The organism is Vibrio sp. TRT 17S01, assembly GCF_050113695.1.
Classification (GTDB): Bacteria; Pseudomonadota; Gammaproteobacteria; order Enterobacterales; family Vibrionaceae; genus Vibrio.
The window spans coordinates 108,904-125,033 of the sequence record NZ_JBNJOG010000004.1 but is presented as its reverse complement, the minus strand read 5'-3'; the positions used below and the strand labels follow the sequence as shown (position 1 = coordinate 125,033).

At 45.7% G+C, this 16,130-nt stretch carries 12 protein-coding genes; 8 read left to right on the top strand and 4 right to left on the bottom strand.

Annotation, left to right across the window (positions count from 1 at the left end; all coding sequences use genetic code 11):
• The first annotated feature begins 8 nt into the window (after window positions 1-8).
• The gene (locus tag ACQEXS_RS08315) at window positions 9-2,462 is read left to right on the top strand and encodes a trimethylamine-N-oxide reductase 2 (RefSeq protein WP_427013476.1); all 2,454 of its coding nucleotides are present in this window, start codon (window positions 9-11) and stop codon (window positions 2,460-2,462) included.
• A gap of 83 nt (window positions 2,463-2,545) precedes the next feature.
• On the opposite strand, the gene ACQEXS_RS08310 is transcribed toward ACQEXS_RS08315, so the two are convergent.
• The gene (locus ACQEXS_RS08310; RefSeq protein WP_427013475.1) at window positions 2,546-3,475 is read right to left on the bottom strand and encodes a Gfo/Idh/MocA family protein; all 930 of its coding nucleotides are present in this window, start codon (window positions 3,473-3,475) and stop codon (window positions 2,546-2,548) included.
• 281 nt (window positions 3,476-3,756) lie between these two features.
• Here ACQEXS_RS08310 and ACQEXS_RS08305 point away from each other — a divergent pair, with 281 nt between their 5' ends.
• On the top strand, window positions 3,757-4,851 hold the full coding sequence (locus tag ACQEXS_RS08305) for a NapC/NirT family cytochrome c (RefSeq protein ID WP_427013474.1): 1,095 nt from the start codon (window positions 3,757-3,759) through the stop codon (window positions 4,849-4,851).
• A gap of 15 nt (window positions 4,852-4,866) precedes the next feature.
• Window positions 4,867-7,302 (top strand): trimethylamine-N-oxide reductase 2, encoded by a 2,436-nt coding sequence (locus tag ACQEXS_RS08300; protein WP_427013473.1) that lies wholly within the window; start codon window positions 4,867-4,869, stop codon window positions 7,300-7,302.
• A gap of 378 nt (window positions 7,303-7,680) precedes the next feature.
• On the opposite strand, the gene ACQEXS_RS08295 is transcribed toward ACQEXS_RS08300, so the two are convergent.
• The gene (locus tag ACQEXS_RS08295; protein WP_367989248.1) at window positions 7,681-8,400 is read right to left on the bottom strand and encodes an SDR family oxidoreductase; all 720 of its coding nucleotides are present in this window, start codon (window positions 8,398-8,400) and stop codon (window positions 7,681-7,683) included.
• A 148-nt stretch (window positions 8,401-8,548) separates the two neighbouring features.
• Here ACQEXS_RS08295 and ACQEXS_RS08290 point away from each other — a divergent pair, with 148 nt between their 5' ends.
• Both ACQEXS_RS08290 and ACQEXS_RS08285 read left to right on the top strand, forming a co-directional pair.
• Window positions 8,549-9,451: a LysR substrate-binding domain-containing protein gene (locus ACQEXS_RS08290; RefSeq protein WP_427013472.1), complete on the top strand. Its 903-nt coding sequence runs from the start codon at window positions 8,549-8,551 to the stop codon at window positions 9,449-9,451.
• Window positions 9,452-10,610: 1,159 nt separating this feature from the next.
• Window positions 10,611-11,252, top strand: a complete 642-nt coding sequence (locus tag ACQEXS_RS08285) for an HD domain-containing protein (RefSeq protein ID WP_427013471.1) — start codon at window positions 10,611-10,613, stop codon at window positions 11,250-11,252.
• A 230-nt stretch (window positions 11,253-11,482) separates the two neighbouring features.
• Here the strand turns inward: ACQEXS_RS08285 and ACQEXS_RS08280 are convergent, their stop codons facing one another.
• Entirely contained in the window at window positions 11,483-13,090 is a 1,608-nt protein-coding gene (locus tag ACQEXS_RS08280; protein ID WP_367989245.1) for a PTS transporter subunit EIIC, read from the bottom strand.
• Between the two features lie 236 nt (window positions 13,091-13,326).
• Between ACQEXS_RS08280 and ACQEXS_RS08275 the strand changes: the two genes are divergently transcribed.
• Both ACQEXS_RS08275 and ACQEXS_RS08270 read left to right on the top strand, forming a co-directional pair.
• Window positions 13,327-14,010 (top strand): N-acetylmannosamine-6-phosphate 2-epimerase, encoded by a 684-nt coding sequence (locus tag ACQEXS_RS08275; RefSeq protein WP_427013470.1) that lies wholly within the window; start codon window positions 13,327-13,329, stop codon window positions 14,008-14,010.
• A 236-nt stretch (window positions 14,011-14,246) separates the two neighbouring features.
• Window positions 14,247-14,621, top strand: a complete 375-nt coding sequence (locus ACQEXS_RS08270; RefSeq protein WP_427013469.1) for a DUF805 domain-containing protein — start codon at window positions 14,247-14,249, stop codon at window positions 14,619-14,621.
• A 360-nt stretch (window positions 14,622-14,981) separates the two neighbouring features.
• Here the strand turns inward: ACQEXS_RS08270 and ACQEXS_RS08265 are convergent, their stop codons facing one another.
• On the bottom strand, window positions 14,982-15,614 hold the full coding sequence (locus tag ACQEXS_RS08265) for an SDR family NAD(P)-dependent oxidoreductase (RefSeq protein ID WP_427013468.1): 633 nt from the start codon (window positions 15,612-15,614) through the stop codon (window positions 14,982-14,984).
• A gap of 291 nt (window positions 15,615-15,905) precedes the next feature.
• Here ACQEXS_RS08265 and ACQEXS_RS08260 point away from each other — a divergent pair, with 291 nt between their 5' ends.
• Window positions 15,906-16,130, top strand: coding sequence for a hypothetical protein (locus ACQEXS_RS08260; RefSeq protein WP_367990636.1), 225 nt, complete (start codon window positions 15,906-15,908; stop codon window positions 16,128-16,130).

The window sequence follows — 16,130 nt, the reverse complement described above, 5'->3', positions numbered from 1 at the left end:
ACAATAACATGAAAGATATTACGACCACGAGACGAGGTTTCCTGAAAGGAACGGGGATGACTGCTGGGGCATTAGCCTTTACCTCCCTCACGCCGCTGACTGTCAACGCGTCTAACAAACGGGGATCAGGTGTACTGACTGCTGGCCGAATGGGGCCACTGTTATGTGAAGTAAAAGAAGGCACGCTCGTTTCAACCACCAATGCACTGGCCCAAACCGTTCCTAATAGCTTGCAAAGCACTGGGCCAGATCAAGTGTACACAAAAGCACGGGTCAAATATCCCATGGTGCGCAAAGGCTTCCTCGCCAACCCAAGTAAGCCGCAAGGTACCCGTGGAGACGACGAATTTGTGCGTATCTCTTGGGATGAAGCATACAAACTCATCCATGAGCAGCATATGCGAATCCGTAAAGAAAACAGTGCTGAGGCCATTTTTGCAGGCTCTTACGGCTGGCGTTCCAGCGGTGTGCTTCACAAAGCACAAACCCTTTTACAGCGTTACATGAGTATGGCTGGCGGTTATTCCGGTCACTTAGGCGATTACTCTACGGGGGCTGCGCAAGTGATCATGCCTCATGTTATGGGTTCCATCGAGGTTTATGAGCAACAAACCACCCATCCTATGGTGCTGGAAAACAGCGATGTCGTTGTTTTTTGGGGCATTAACCCTCTCAATACACTCAAAATTGCTTGGACATCAACCGACTGCACGGGCCTAGAGTTTTTCCATCAGCTGAAAAAATCGGGCAAAACTATTATCGCCATTGACCCAATGCGCTCTGAAACCATTGATTTCTTTGAAGACAAAGTGGAATGGATTGCACCAAACCCAATGACAGACGTCGCGCTTATGCTGGGTATTGCCCATTCACTGGTGAAAAAAGGTAAGCACGACCAAGCCTTCCTCACTAAGTACACCACCGGCTACGACAAGTTTGAAGCTTACTTACTTGGTCAGTCTGATGGCGTTGAGAAAACACCACAGTGGGCAGAAAAAATCACTGGCGTACCTGCTAAACAGATGGAAATGTTGGCAGAGATCTTCAGCAGTAATCGCACTATGCTGATGGCCGGTTGGGGCATTCAACGTCAACAGTTTGGTGAGCAGCGCCACTGGATGCTGGTAACACTAGCGGCCATGCTTGGACAAATCGGTTTACCGGGTGGCGGCTTTGGTCTGTCGTATCACTACTCTAACGGCGGTAACCCAACTCGAGATGCAGGTGTGTTACCTGCGATATCCGCCTCTATCGGCGGTGGTTCATCGGCTGGGAATGACTGGGCGGTTTCAGGAGCGGTTAATAGTTTCCCTGTCGCACGTATTGTTGAAGCGCTGGAGAACCCAGGTAAAGCCTACAAACACAATGGCCATGATCTTACCTTCCCTGATATTAAGATGATCTGGTGGGCTGGCGGTGGCAACTTTACCCATCACCAAGACACCAACCGCTTGATCAAAGCATGGCAAAAACCTGAACTGGTCGTGATTTCTGAGATCTACTGGACGGCAGCAGCCAAACACGCCGATGTGGTTTTACCAATCACGACATCCTTTGAGCGTAACGATCTCACCATGACCGGTGACTACAGTAACCAACACTTAGTACCGATGAAACAAGTGGTGGAACCGCAAGGCGAAGCGCGTAACGACTTTGATGTCTTTGCTGATATGGCAGAAATGCTAAAAGCTGGCGGCCGTGATGTGTTTACTGAAAGCAAAACAGAGATGGACTGGCTCAAAGGATTTTACTCAGCGGCACAAAAAGGCGGTCGAGCAGCACGAGTCCGTATGCCGAAATTTGGTAAGTTCTGGGATGATAACCAACTGATTGAGATGAAGTTTAATAAGAAAGCTGCTCAGTTTGTTCGCCATGCCGATTTCAGAAAAGATCCGGTATTAAATCCACTCGGAACCCCAAGTGGCAAAATCGAGATCTATTCAAAAACCATTGAAGGTTACCAACTTGACGACTGTCCACCACACCCAACTTGGTTAGAGCCAACTGAATACACTGGCAATGCCAAACAAGGCGAATTGCAGCTGATGACGGCGCACGCAGCACACCGTTTACACAGCCAGTTCAACTACGCCAAGTTGCGTGAGCAATATGCGATTGCCGATCGCGAACCTGTCACCATTCACACTGAAGATGCGAAGTCCCGAGGCATTAAGCAAGGCGATTTAGTGCGTGTCTTTAATAGTCGCGGACAGGTTTTGGCGGGGGCATTGGTCACAGACGGAATCAAACAAGGCTCAGTCTGTATCCATGAAGGTGGCTGGCCAGATTTGGATAAGAAAACCGGTTTGTGTAAAAACGGCGGGGCAAATGTGCTGACATTGGACATTCCAACTTCACGCCTAGCAAACGGATGTGCAGCCAATTCATCACTTGTCAAAGTCGAGAAGTATGAAGGGGCACCACTTGAGTTAACCGCATTTGTTCCACCGAAAAACGGCTAACACTCACCCATACTAAAAACGCATCGATACTAAAAAAGGCAACGCCAATACGGGTTGCCTTTTATTAATATCTGAGCAGCCACTTAGTTGAATTGTTTTACCACGCGTTCAAAGACCGATTCAGCAAGGCGATGGGAAGCAATATTCCTTTCTATTACTGATTGGGCAAGCTTCCCTTGCTCGACCACTCGAATCCAGTCATGGATCATGGTGTCAAAGCCTTTACTGGTCAGCATAGGAGTCCAGTCTTTCAGCGCTAGCTGACGTTTGGTATTTTGCTGCCATTCACAACCCGCAACAAACGAATTAAACTCAAACGCCCGATTTTCATAGCTGGCAGACACACGCTCTGTCGTGATACCAAATTGGCGATTCATTGACGCGTGTAACAAGGTCTCACCGACCTGCCACTGCACATCTAAGCGAGCGAGTTGTTCTCCGCATTTTTGATGTGTGATGTACACATCTTGAAGATCGGCTTTTGCACCGAGGTTAATGCTGTCCAACGGATGGATGAAGTCATCAAAAATAAACGTACGCAAATCACCCGGCAAATCAAAACGATGTTTTTCCCAGCGGAATGCACGTAGCGCTCCCACCTGCCCTTGTGCCAATTCAGGAATGTATTGATTGTACAGAGGAATATGGCGTCGATTGAACCCAACATACAGTGGCTGGTGATGTTGCTGTGCCAGTTGATACAGCGTTTCTACTTGTTCTGCGCTATCAGCCAGCGGCTTATCAACAAAAGTAGGGATGCCATTTCTAAGGAAAAAAGAAGCCAGCTCAAAATGGATGCTGGTTGCCGCGTGGATCATCACCGCATCAACATTCATCGTCAGCAATTGTTTATAGTCCTGACAAATCTGTTCACAGCGATACTGGCGACTCAACGCGGCTAAGGTGTTGGGATCGCGAGTACAAAATACTGGCTGCACCTGACCCAGTTGCGTCATAACAGGTAGATAAGCCTTCTGTGCAATATCGCCTAAGCCAATAATTCCAATTTTCATGGTGAATTCCTTTTTATTTCTTGCGGATAGTCTATTGCACATAGCACCACACACAAAACATTGACCTCACCAATCCATTGGTATGCCATATTATATGTTTCACATATGAACCTAACCATTTGTAGATAAAAGACTTTTGTCTAACTTATAAGATCAAGTCTAATAATTCTGACAAATATTATTAGTCGACATGAAGTGTCTGATCTGAGTCAAGACAAGCTACCTCTAAAGGAGTAAATTTGCGGCGCAATGTAAACATTCTTAAAAAGATATTACTAATTATGTCAATAAAAAAACGCTATATCGCACTGGTAGCGGCCGCTGGTATGGGTATCGGCTGGCTGACCCTAGGCGGCACCGCCGCTGTAATGCACTACACATCAGATACCGAGTTCTGTGTATCTTGTCACTCAATGGACATCCCGTATAAGGAATATCAGGGCTCTGTTCACTTTAGTAATGCGAAGGGTATCCGTGCAGAATGTTCAGACTGCCACATCCCATCGGATCCGATGGATTACCTCATTACAAAAGTAAGAGCATCAAAAGACATCTACCACGAGTTCGTTACTGGCAAGATCGATACACCAGAAAAATACGAAGCTCATCGTAAAGAGCTTGCTGAAACCGTTTGGCAACAGTTCCGCGAAAACGACTCTGCAACGTGTCGTTCATGCCACGACTTTGGCGCCATGGAACAGTTTGAACAATCAGCAGATGCTGCGAAGATGCACCAATACGCAAAAGACAACGATCAAACCTGTATCGATTGTCACAAAGGTGTGGCTCACTTCGCTCCAGAAGCCGAGCTAGACAGCAAAGCATTCGACACCTTAATGGCGTTCACTAAACAAACCGCAGCTGACGCTAAAGTTGTTTATCCAGCGACGGCCATCGATATGGGTGAACTGGGCACCATCAATCCAACAACGGAACTGAAAGTGGTAAGCGCAAATGGTGATGAGCGCACTGTCGAACTAGACGCGTACCAAATGAAAGGTGCAGAACAAGTGCTGTACATGGATCTGGGTAAACGCTCAATCGTTGCAACTCTGACCAAGCAAGGTCAAAAAGCGCTGAATGCTGGTGAATTCGAAGCTGATGCTTATGGCAATGAATGGCGTCCAGTAACACTGACTGCGCAAATTAATCAGCCTGTACTGGATGATCTAGAGCCGGTTTGGACTTACGCACAAAAGCTGGACAACGTTTACTGTTCAACCTGTCACGCTAAGATCCCAGCCAATCACTTCACAGTGAATGCATGGGGCCCGGTGGCGAAAGCTATGGGTGAACGCACCGATATTGCCGATGAGAACCTAGAGATTCTTACCAAGTTCTTCCAGCACCACGCAAAAGATGTGGTTGGTCACTAAGAGAGAGAAATAATTATGACTCAATTAACACGTCGTGGATTCCTGAAAGGCTCAGGCATGGCTGCTGGCGCAATGGCATTTACCTCTTTCTCACCGATGTCTGTCGCAAGTTCAGACAAACGTGGCAAAGGCATTCTTACCGCAGGCCGTATGGGCCCGCTATTGTGTGAAGTGCAAGATGGAAAACTGGTTTCGACCACCAATGCATTGGCACAAACAGTTCCAAACAGCTTGCAGAGTACTGGCCCTGATCAGGTTCATACCCAAGCTCGCGTAAAATACCCAATGGTACGCAAAGGCTTTTTGAACAACCCTGCTGCGCCTGAAGGCGTGCGTGGCAGTGACGAGTTTGTTCGCGTAAGTTGGGATCAAGCGTATCAACTGATCCACGAGCAGCATATGCGCATCCGTAAAGAAAACGGCCCTGCGTCTGTCTTTGCCGGATCTTACGGTTGGCGCTCTAGTGGTGTGCTCCATAAAGCTCAAACGCTGTTACAACGCTACATGAGTATGGCGGGCGGCTATTCTGGTCACCTTGGGGATTACTCGACTGGTGCGGCGCAGATCATCATGCCGCACGTGGTTGGCTCTATCGAAGTGTATGAGCAACAAACCACCTACCCTATGGTGCTGGAGCACAGTGATGTCGTTGTTCTTTGGGGTCTAAACCCAATTAACACGCTAAAAATTGCGTGGAGTTCGAGCGATACTAAGGGCTTAGAGTTCTTCCATGAGTTAAAGAAATCTGGCAAGACGGTTATTGCTATCGATCCGATTCGCTCAGAAACCATCGAGTTCTTTGGTGACAATGCACAGTGGATTGCACCGCACCCAATGACTGACGTTGCCATGATGATGGGTATCGCGCATACCTTAATCAAGCAAGGCAAACACGATGTTGAGTTCATCAACAAGTACACCATTGGCTACGAAAAGTTTGAAACTTACCTACTGGGTAAAGAAGATGGCGTAGAGAAAACAGCACAATGGGCCTCTGACATTTGTGGTGTTCCAACAAAACAAATCGAGCTGCTGGCTGACATCTTCAGTAAAAACCGCACCATGCTGATGGCAGGTTGGGGTATGCAGCGCCAGCAATATGGTGAGCAACGTCACTGGATGCTAGTGGTGCTCGCTGCCATGCTGGGTCAAATTGGCCTACCGGGCGGTGGTTTTGGTTTCTCATACCATTACTCTAACGGCGGTAACCCTGCACGTGATGCGGGCGTACTTCCTGCTATGTCTGCCTCTATCGCCGCAGACAGTAACTGGTCGGTTTCCGGGGCGACGCAAAGCTTCCCGGTTGCACGTATCGTTGAAGCACTGGAAAACCCAGGTCAGTCATACCACCACAACGGCCATGATCTGACCTTCCCAGACATTAAAATGATCTGGTGGGCTGGTGGCGGTAACTTTACCCACCACCAAGACACTAACCGCTTGATCAAAGCATGGCAAAAACCAGAGTTGGTTGTCATTTCAGAACCGTACTGGACAGCCGCTGCAAAACACGCGGATATCGTGTTGCCAATCACCACCTCGTTTGAGCGTAACGATTTGACCATGACTGGCGACTACAGTAATCAGCACTTAGTGCCAATGAAACAAGTGGTCGAGCCGCAAGGTGAAGCACGCAGCGACTTTGATGTTTTCGCTGATATGGCGGGCTTACTTGGCGAAGGTGGCCGTGAGGTGTACACCGAAAGCAAAACAGAGATGGAGTGGCTTTACAGCTTCTACAAAGCAGCACAAAAGAGTGGCCGTGCTGCCCGCGTTGCAATGCCAAACTTCAGCAAGTTCTGGGAAGACAATCAGCTTATCGAAATGAAGTGGAACGAGAAAAACGCCCAGTTTGTTCGTTACGCAGACTTCCGTGAAAATCCAGTGATGAACCCACTAGGCACACCAAGTGGCAAAATTGAAATCTTCTCGAAAACCATCGAAGGCTACGCACTGGAAGATTGCCCTGCGCACCCAACGTGGATGGCACCAACGGAATACACCGGAAGTGCAAAAGAAGGCGAACTGCAATTGATGACGGCTCACGCGGCTCATCGCCTGCATAGCCAGTTCAACTACGCGAAATTGCGTGAGCAATATGCTGTGGCCAATCGTGAACCTATTTGGATCCACCCAGAAGACGCTAAAGCACGTGGCATTAAGAGTGGTGATTTGGTTCGTGCATTCAACCAACGTGGTCAAGTACTGGTTGGCGCTGAAGTCACAGACCGTATCAAACAGGGTTCGGTTTGTATCCACGAAGGTGGCTGGCCAGATCTAGATAAAGCGACTGGCTTGTGTAAAAACGGCGGTGCTAACGTCTTAACGCTGGACATTCCAACCTCACGCCTTGCCAATGGCTGTGCGGCGAACTCAGCGCTAGTACGCATTGAAAAGTACCAAGGCCCTGAGCTAGAGCTAACGGCATTTGTTCCACCTAAAAACGGTTAACCTCGTTTAATATCACGATACAAAGCGGTGCTAAGGCACCGCTTTTTTTTGTTTTTAAGCCCACAATAAAAAGCCAACCAGCGTAAACTGATTGGCAAACGACCTAAGGAGACGTAGGGTCAAATACAGTATAGATTAAAGGGGAAGCACCAGACTTCAGGTCTGAAATCCAGACGCCTTCCACTACCCCGCATTTTTGCCGATAACGGATACGGTGAGTACCGCAAAAGTCGAATACTTAGATTTGTAGTCCATATAATACTGAGCCAATTTAGACGGTTACATGTTAATGCCACTGCCGTTCAATAATCGCTCACCATTAAAGAGTAAAACCAGCCACAAGTGACTGGTTTTATTACGCGGAACGTAATTTGGAGCTTATGGTTGTTGCTTCGTTGGTGCGAGGGCAATTTCACGAATGCAGACGTTTTGTGGCTGTTGGTAAGCAAACACAACCGCACGTGCAACATCATCCGCAGCTAAAACGCCACCCATGTCTGTTTTCCACGAATCGTAACCATCTTTGATCGCTTGTGATGTGGTGTGAGACAGTAATTCAGTTTCAACGGCGCCCGGTGCAATCGTGGTGACGCGTACATTGGATGCCGCCACTTCTTCACGAACATTCTCTGAAATCGCATGAACAGCGAACTTAGTGCCACAGTAAGCCGCATGGTCAGGGAAGGTTTTCTTACCTGCAATCGAGCTGATATTGATGATGGTGCCAGAATTACGAGCTTTCATTGGTGCCAGTACCGACTGCATGCCATTTAGCAGGCCAAGTACGTTAACATCAAACATCGACTTCCACTCTGCCGCATCTTGAGTATCAATTTGACCCAGTAACATTACACCCGCATTGTTTACTAGCGCATCAGCTGGACCAAATTTCTCTTCTGCTTTGGCAATGGCGGCTTCAAAGGTCGCTTTGTCTGTCACATCAACTTTTTCGCACATTGTGTTTGGCAGGTTCAATGCTTCCAAACGTTCAACACGACGCGCTAAAAGAAGTAGAGGGTGCCCTTCATCGCTCAGACGACGAGCAATCGCTTCACCAATACCCGAACTTGCACCAGTAATCACAATCAGTTTTTTCATCTTTTCATTCCTCAAGATTCAGTTAGAGCAGCCATTGCTGCGATGGAGAAGATATTACTCCCATCCATTTTGTTGATATATATCACTTGAGTTGAAACACTGTTGTCATGGTGCAACAATAAAGAAAGTTATCCTCGGGGCTATCACTATGCTTAATCAAGTCAATTTGTCTGACATCCGCTCATTTGTTTTTATCGCACAACTGGGCAACTTCACTAAGGCTGCAGAAGCACTCAGTGTTTCTCGATCACACGTTTCACGCCAGATAAGCAGTTTAGAAGCACAAATGGGGGTCACATTACTTATCCGGACCACAAGAACATTGAAGCTGACAGAAGCTGGCAAAGCGTTTTACCAGCAGTGCGAGCAAGCGCTTCATAGTATTGATCAAGCATTGTTGGCAGCGGTTGATGATGTCGAAGCGATCCGCGGAGAAATTCGTATTAACTGCGTCGGTGGGTATTTGGGTGAAGAGCTCATCGCGCAAATTGCAACAGACTTTATGGAGCTGCATCCTGATGTCTCGATTTTCCTCGACTTTAGCAGCCACCGCATCGATCTGATCGAAGACGATTTCGATATCGCCTTTCGCATGGGCAAGTTAGAGGACGCAGGGTTTGTTGCTCGTAAGATCATGGATGTCCAAATCAGTACACTGGCCAGCCCAACCTACCTTAAACAACAAGGTCGCCCCACCCATCCTAGAGATTTAACTCAGCACCACTGTCTTACTGGCTCTGTCACCCGATGGAGTTTTGTCAGCAATGACAATGGAGAGAAAGTCGATGTACCTATCAAAGGTCGCTTACAGTGTAAAAATGGACGTGTTCTGGTCAAAGGAGCGTTAACCAATAACGGCATCATCCGCGTCCCTACCATTTATTGCACCGAAGAAATCGCTCAAGGACAACTTGAAGAAGTCTTTACACAGTGGCATATCCCTCACGTCGAGTTTTCTGCCATTTACCACAAAGACCGCTATCAACCAAAACGACTCAGAGCATTTATTGATTTTGCCAAAGCTCAGTTCGATAAACTGAAATCACATTGATTGAAACACTGCTCTCAATGGAACAACCCAGATAACTAACGCTCCTGCCTTTGGAAGCGTTAGTTGTCATCCAAACTATAGAATCATCAATGCTGAACACAGTCTCTGACCAAAGTTTAACAACAGAATTGAATATACCCTTAGATTTGCCGACAAGAGTGATGCTGGTTACTTTTTCAACACAAAACTTCATCAAAATTGCGTGATGTTCATTCAGCAAAAACTGGTTTGTTTGAGCTACCATCGAGGCTTGGAATAAAAGACGTGCAACAGTACTCAACCTTTACAACACCTAGCCACCTCAAACAAGCACTATTAATACGTTGATGATACGACGATGTCAGCCATCACGTTCGAGCACGTATCGTCACTTCAACCTTGGCTCCTTGTTAAGTTCGGACAAATCTAGACAAGCGATCATATTTGCTAAGCGCCAATTGCGGAAATCGATACTGGCAAAGCTCTAACCGCAAAGATAAAGCCAAGCGCTATTATCCAAACACCGTCCACAGTAAGATAACCATCCACAACAAAAGAAAAATACCCATTATTTACAACAAGTTAAAGCAAAGCCCTTAACTCGTCAGTTAAATCAAGAACGGTAATAACGCCTCTACTCTCAACTGGCTGACACATCACAAAACAGCTCTGGTTCAAGACTTAACTAGCCACTACCTGCCAAGCGAACTACATTCATTAATGCAGTCACTTTCCCCATTCAAACTTGTATTCCTTTTCCAATAATCTTGGAAAATAGCCCAATGACGACTTGAAAAGCCATCCATATTGAACCTCTCTCTTGCTGACAAGAGGCAAGATCTATTGAATTGAGATTAAGCTAACTTAAAAAGGTTTATCGCAGGAAAATGCCACAAACCAGATAGCTAAAGCGCCTGATGACGACTTCACTGGATAGCGACTTCTGGTTGAATTCGATAACATCAAAAACTCACAAATTATCACTATCCAAGCCAATATAACTCAACACTAAACCATGATCTTTTTGGTTAAGAAAACCAACATATAGCATGAGTCATCGTTTATTTTTCAAATTTTGAATGTATCCACATCCCCTGATTTTAGGCATTGAAGCGCCTGATTTGCCTCAGTAGTATCAAGTAAAAGATGTTCAAAACGGCAACCCCCTGAGGAGATGCGAGTGAAAATAACTGAACAGTTTGAAGCCCAATTTATCGAATTCATTCAAGCCGAGATGGCTCAAGATTTAGCCCATGACATCAACCATGTACTGAGAGTGGTTAAAGCCGCTAAAATGCTCTGCGAAAAAGAAGGCGCAATTGAGGAAGTCGTAGTGCCAGCCGCTTATCTTCATGACTGCTTTTCCTATGAAAAAGATCATCCAGAAAGAAACCAAAGTTCAACTATCGCCGCAAATAAAGCCATTCAGTTTTTGCAAAAAATCAACTACCCAGAAGAGTACCTCGATGGTATTCGTCATGCGATTGTTGCCCACAGCTACAGCGCACAGGTCCCGACACGCACCTTGGAAGCTAAAATCGTACAAGACGCTGATCGGCTTGATGCTTTAGGTGCCATAGGTATTGCACGCTGTATTCAAGTAGGTGCAACCCTAAACCGCGCTCTGTACAACACGGAGGATACCTTCTGCGCCGAGCGCGAGCCCGATGACAGCACATTTATTCTCGACCATATGTACACCAAGCTACTTAAACTTGCGTTAGCCATGAATACGAAATCGGCGCGCGAAGAAGCAGACCATCGCACTGATTTTATGTATCACTACTTACGTCAGCTAAAATCCGAAGTCAGTGATACGTAAAACCAAAACAGAGACGCTTTTCCGTCAAAATCAAGCGGAAAAGTGCTCAAGCATTGACTAGGGTCTGTTGATCTTTCGAGATGATTTTTGTAGCCATTTGTGGGCTCTTTATACAAGGCAGAGCTTAAATTCGAACAAAATTCAACCGATAAAGATCAACAGCCCTTAATTTACAATGTAAAAAAGGGGCCGGACAGGCCCCAAACAGAAGAGTGATACAAGTACCCTAACTACAATTGATATTTTTCTATAATCTGATTTTTGTAAATTTCAGCTTGTGTACCGTAGATAAGCTGAATCCCCGTACCAGAGCGAATCACGCCTTTGGCTCCCAGTGACTTCCAAACGTCATCTGCTGCTGGTTTTGCCTCATCAACTACGGTAATTCTTAGGCGAGTAATACAGGCATCAATCGAAGCGATGTTCTCTTTACCACCTAAGTTCTGCACAATCTCATCGATTAATGGATTTTCTTTTCCGTCGTAATCCTTACGTGTGTACAGTTTGCTTTCAGCATCATTTCGACCCGGTGTTGAGTAGTTAAACTTGCGGATCATAAAGCTGAATACGAAGTAGTACACCACTGCATAAACAGGACCTAGAATCAGAATCCATTGATACGACGTTTTCGCAGTTCCTTGCAGTAAACCGAAGAATGTAAAGTCGATAATACCGCGTGAGAACGTGATCCCAACTGCCACATCCAACATATGCATCAGCATATAAGCAACACCTTCAAGGACTGCATGAATCGCGTACAAGACAGGAGCAACAAATAGGAAAGTAAACTCTAGCGGTTCCGTGATCCCTGTTAAGAAAGAGGTCAATGCTGCCGAGAATAGAATCCCTTTCACTTTCGCCTTGTTCTTGTCATCTGCACAGCGATACATCGCCAACGCCGCCGCAGGTAAGCCAAACATCATAGGTAAGAAGCCACCCGTCATGGTACGTGTTGCTTCAGAACTGAAGTGTGTTGTTGTTGGATCCGCCAGTTGAGCAAAGAAGATTTTTTGTCCACCAGACACCATTTGCCCAGCCACTTCCTGAACACCACCCAACTCGGTGTACCAGAATAGCGGATAAATCGCATGGTGCAGACCGAAAACGTTCAGCAAGCGCATCAAAGAGCCATAGAAAAACGTACCGATGTAGCCCATTGCAGAGAAAGCTTCACCTGCAAATACAATCGATTTGAATACCGGTGGCCAGAAGAATGGAAATGCAAACGCCAGTGGGATGAAGAATAGCATCGTCATCACAGGAACTAGGCGGTTACCACTAAAGAACGCTAAGTAGTCAGGCAACTGAACATTGGAATAACGGTTGGTCACAAATGCAGACAACAAACCACAAGCGATACCACCAAATACCCCAGTTTGCAGGGTAAAGATACCCAATTCTTTGGTGTATAAGGAAGCTAAACCAACCGCTTCATCGGCTTGCGCGCCCGCAGCAATCAACGCCTCTACTGTTGTTGTATCTGGCGTAAGTCCTTGAAAGCCCAACACTGCGCCAATCACGGTATGAAACAGCAAAAAGCCCAGTACTGCCGAAAGTGCTGCGGTTTCTTTATTTTGGTTTGCCATACCAATCGCCACCCCGACGGCAAACAGCAACGGCAAGTTCAAGAAAACAAACAGACCCGCTTTAAAACAGAGAATTAAAAATTGATTAGCGAGAGTCCCCGGAGCAAGGAAGGTGAGATTGTACGTCTCAATTAATGGTCCACTGGTAAAAGCTCCGCCTACACCGAGCAAAATACCAGCCATTGGAAGGACGGCGATTGGCAACATAAACGCGCGCCCAATTTTTTGTAACACAGAAAAGATACCGTTCATGTATCCCCCTATAACCTTATGTTTTTTATAGTGTTAATTTGCATTCACAGATGAATACGTCCCTTTGTTGATTTAATTATCACCACAAATAAAAATTTCCTTCAAATCAGATGGAGAAAATCTGTGATCAATGACTAAAAAATTATTTTCAAAATAGATGAAGTTAATTTTTATATGTATAACTAGCCTCAGAGATAAAAACATCTAATAACGTGTATAGCGTATAGAGGCGAAACATGAAAAAGTGGGATCTTTCTGAGCTCAAAAAACAGTTGGCAAATAACATCGTCGTTTCCATACAACCTGTGGTAGGAAGCCCGCTTGATGACGACAACATCATCGTCGCTATGGCAAAAGCGGCAGAAAATGCAGGAGCACCTGCTCTACGTATAGAAGGTATAGAACGCGTAACCAAAGTGTGCCAAGCAGTATGTATTCCCGTTATCGGTATTGTAAAACGCGACCTAGAAGACAGCCCCGTCAGGATCACTCCTTATGTCAAAGATGTCCAAGCACTTGAAGAGGCAGGTGCTACCATCATTGCCTTCGACGCAACAGACAGAGTTCGGCCAGAAGAACGCAATGCTATCGCTCACGCAATCAAAAACTCTCGATGCATTGGCATGGCAGACTGCGCCACCTTAGAAGATGGAATTTGGGCTAACCACCATGGTATTGAGTTGATTGGAACAACACTGTCCGGTTATACCAGTGCCGAGACTCCAATTGAACCCGACTTCTCATTGCTCAAAGCCTTTGTCAATCTAGGTTTCAACACCATGGCAGAGGGACGATTTAATACACCACAGCTGTGCAAAGAAGCCATCGACTGTGGTGCTCTGTGTGTGACTGTCGGTTCCGCATTGACTCGTTTAGAAGTTGCCACTCGCTGGTTTATCGACGCCACAACAAAAAACTAATCAGTTTCGCACCTTCGTGCGCTGCCAGAGAGACAAAACGCCCCCTATGTTTTGTCTCTCTTTTTTTGTGTATCAAGACTGTGATGTCCCTAGAGGTTTATCTCACTAGCGCTCGTAAGCAGGTAATAGACTAAATAGGATTGTGCTATTGACTATAAACCCGAGCTTGATCACAACAAACTCACGCAATTACGATAATCATCATTTACCTAAATAAATATTAGAAGGAAAAATATATGGAGTGGTATTTAGCGGTCTTGAAACAATACGCGGTATTTTCTGGCCGAGCACGACGTCAGGAATATTGGATGTTCTTCCTAGTTAACCTGATCATCTCTTTTGTTCTCGGGATCATCGATGGCTTACTCGGCACCGCTTTTATTGGCTTCCTTTACAGCCTTGCCATACTGATCCCAAGCTTGGCAGTGCTCGCAAGACGATTACACGATACCGGACGTTCTGGTTGGTGGATCCTAATTGGCTTGATCCCACTTATTGGGATCCTTGTGCTGCTTTACTTTACTGTTCAAGACAGCGTGCCTGGTGCGAATGAGTACGGCGCAAATCCGAAAGAGAACGCCTCACAAGACGAAGACAAACTGGTGGTTTAACCAGATTGGTTACCGTTTCGATAGCCTGATTAACCAGAGTCAGACTAGTAGCAATAAACCCAGCCAACGCTGGGTTTATTGCTTTATACGGACACTAGGGTCTGTTGATCTTTCGAGATGATTTTTGCAGCAATTTGTGGGTTCTTTATGCAAGGCAGAGCTTATTCGGTGTAGTCGCTCTACATCAATGAGCGATAACGCAGTAGAAATAAGCCACAAATGCTGCCCAAAGGGTTCGTTTCTATGCCTTTTACTCTTTGTTGCAAGGTATTTGCTTAGAATGACTAGGCATCACACCTTGCGTCGCGATTAAAAGACATAGAATTCGAACAAAATTTAACCGCGAAAGATCAACAAACCCTAATAATTTATTGATGGATCAACACACTGAAAAACCTGACCAATAGAAGCTTCATCTTGCAACAATTCATAGGCAAGCCGAGCAACTTCCTCACGATAAATCAGCCCATGAACTTCCTTGTGCTGGGAGAGCTCACCTTGCTGAGTTACTTCACCATCCTTCAAACCTCCAGGACGCAAAATAGTGTAATCTAACGTACTGCTTTGAAGCCAAGTTTCCGCAAGAGACTTTTCTCTTACCGCTGCACCAAACCCTTGCTTGGCACGTGGTGAAAGGTACTGCCATGAATCACCACACCCCAATGACGTCACGAGTAAAAAGCGTTTTATATTGCGCGCTTCAAGCGCATCAATGAGATAACGATGACCAATATAATCAACAGGCACATCGGCTTGATAGCTGCCCATTGTCGATATCACATAAGACTCCGTGGATAGCGACTGAACCACTTGGTTAACTTGCACTAAGTTGGTCGCATCACAACTCAATGTTTCAATCCCTAACGCTTTCAAACGTGGGTTAATATCTGGATTTCGAGCAACGCCAATCACGTTAAAACCACAGGAGTAAAAATGCTCAACCATCGCCGCACCTAGCCCGCTCGCAGCTCCCCAAATAACGACTGTTTTCATTATTTCTCCTTATTGTTAATGATAACAGTTTGTATTTAATACGATCGGTTTGCCATCATTTTTATCCAGAACTTTGAAACTTGTTAGAGACTTCACCGACCAAGTCAAAACTCACTCAATTACATTTACTATAAACAGAATGAATTACAGTGAAAGTTAAGTATAAAAGCAATAAATAATGCCAAACTACTCTCAAACTAACTTAACCAATCGTCTTATGATGATTTCGTGACATTTTCACTAAATGTAGCCAATAGGATTTCCCTTTATTTATTAAATGGTTAATTAGGAATGCTATATTATATTTTTATCGTCCCATGTGATTGTTGCGGCATCAAACACAAGGTATATCAGGATAGAAAACACTTTATACTCGGCCATCAATATCGATTTGTTTGTCATTACAAAAACAAAATCACCTTGTTTAAAACGGATCACGAAGGCGTATCCACCATGACTGAGCCACGGGAGTGGTGGCCTGTCGGCTTGCCAAGTGCAAAAGCAGTCGCTTTCTAA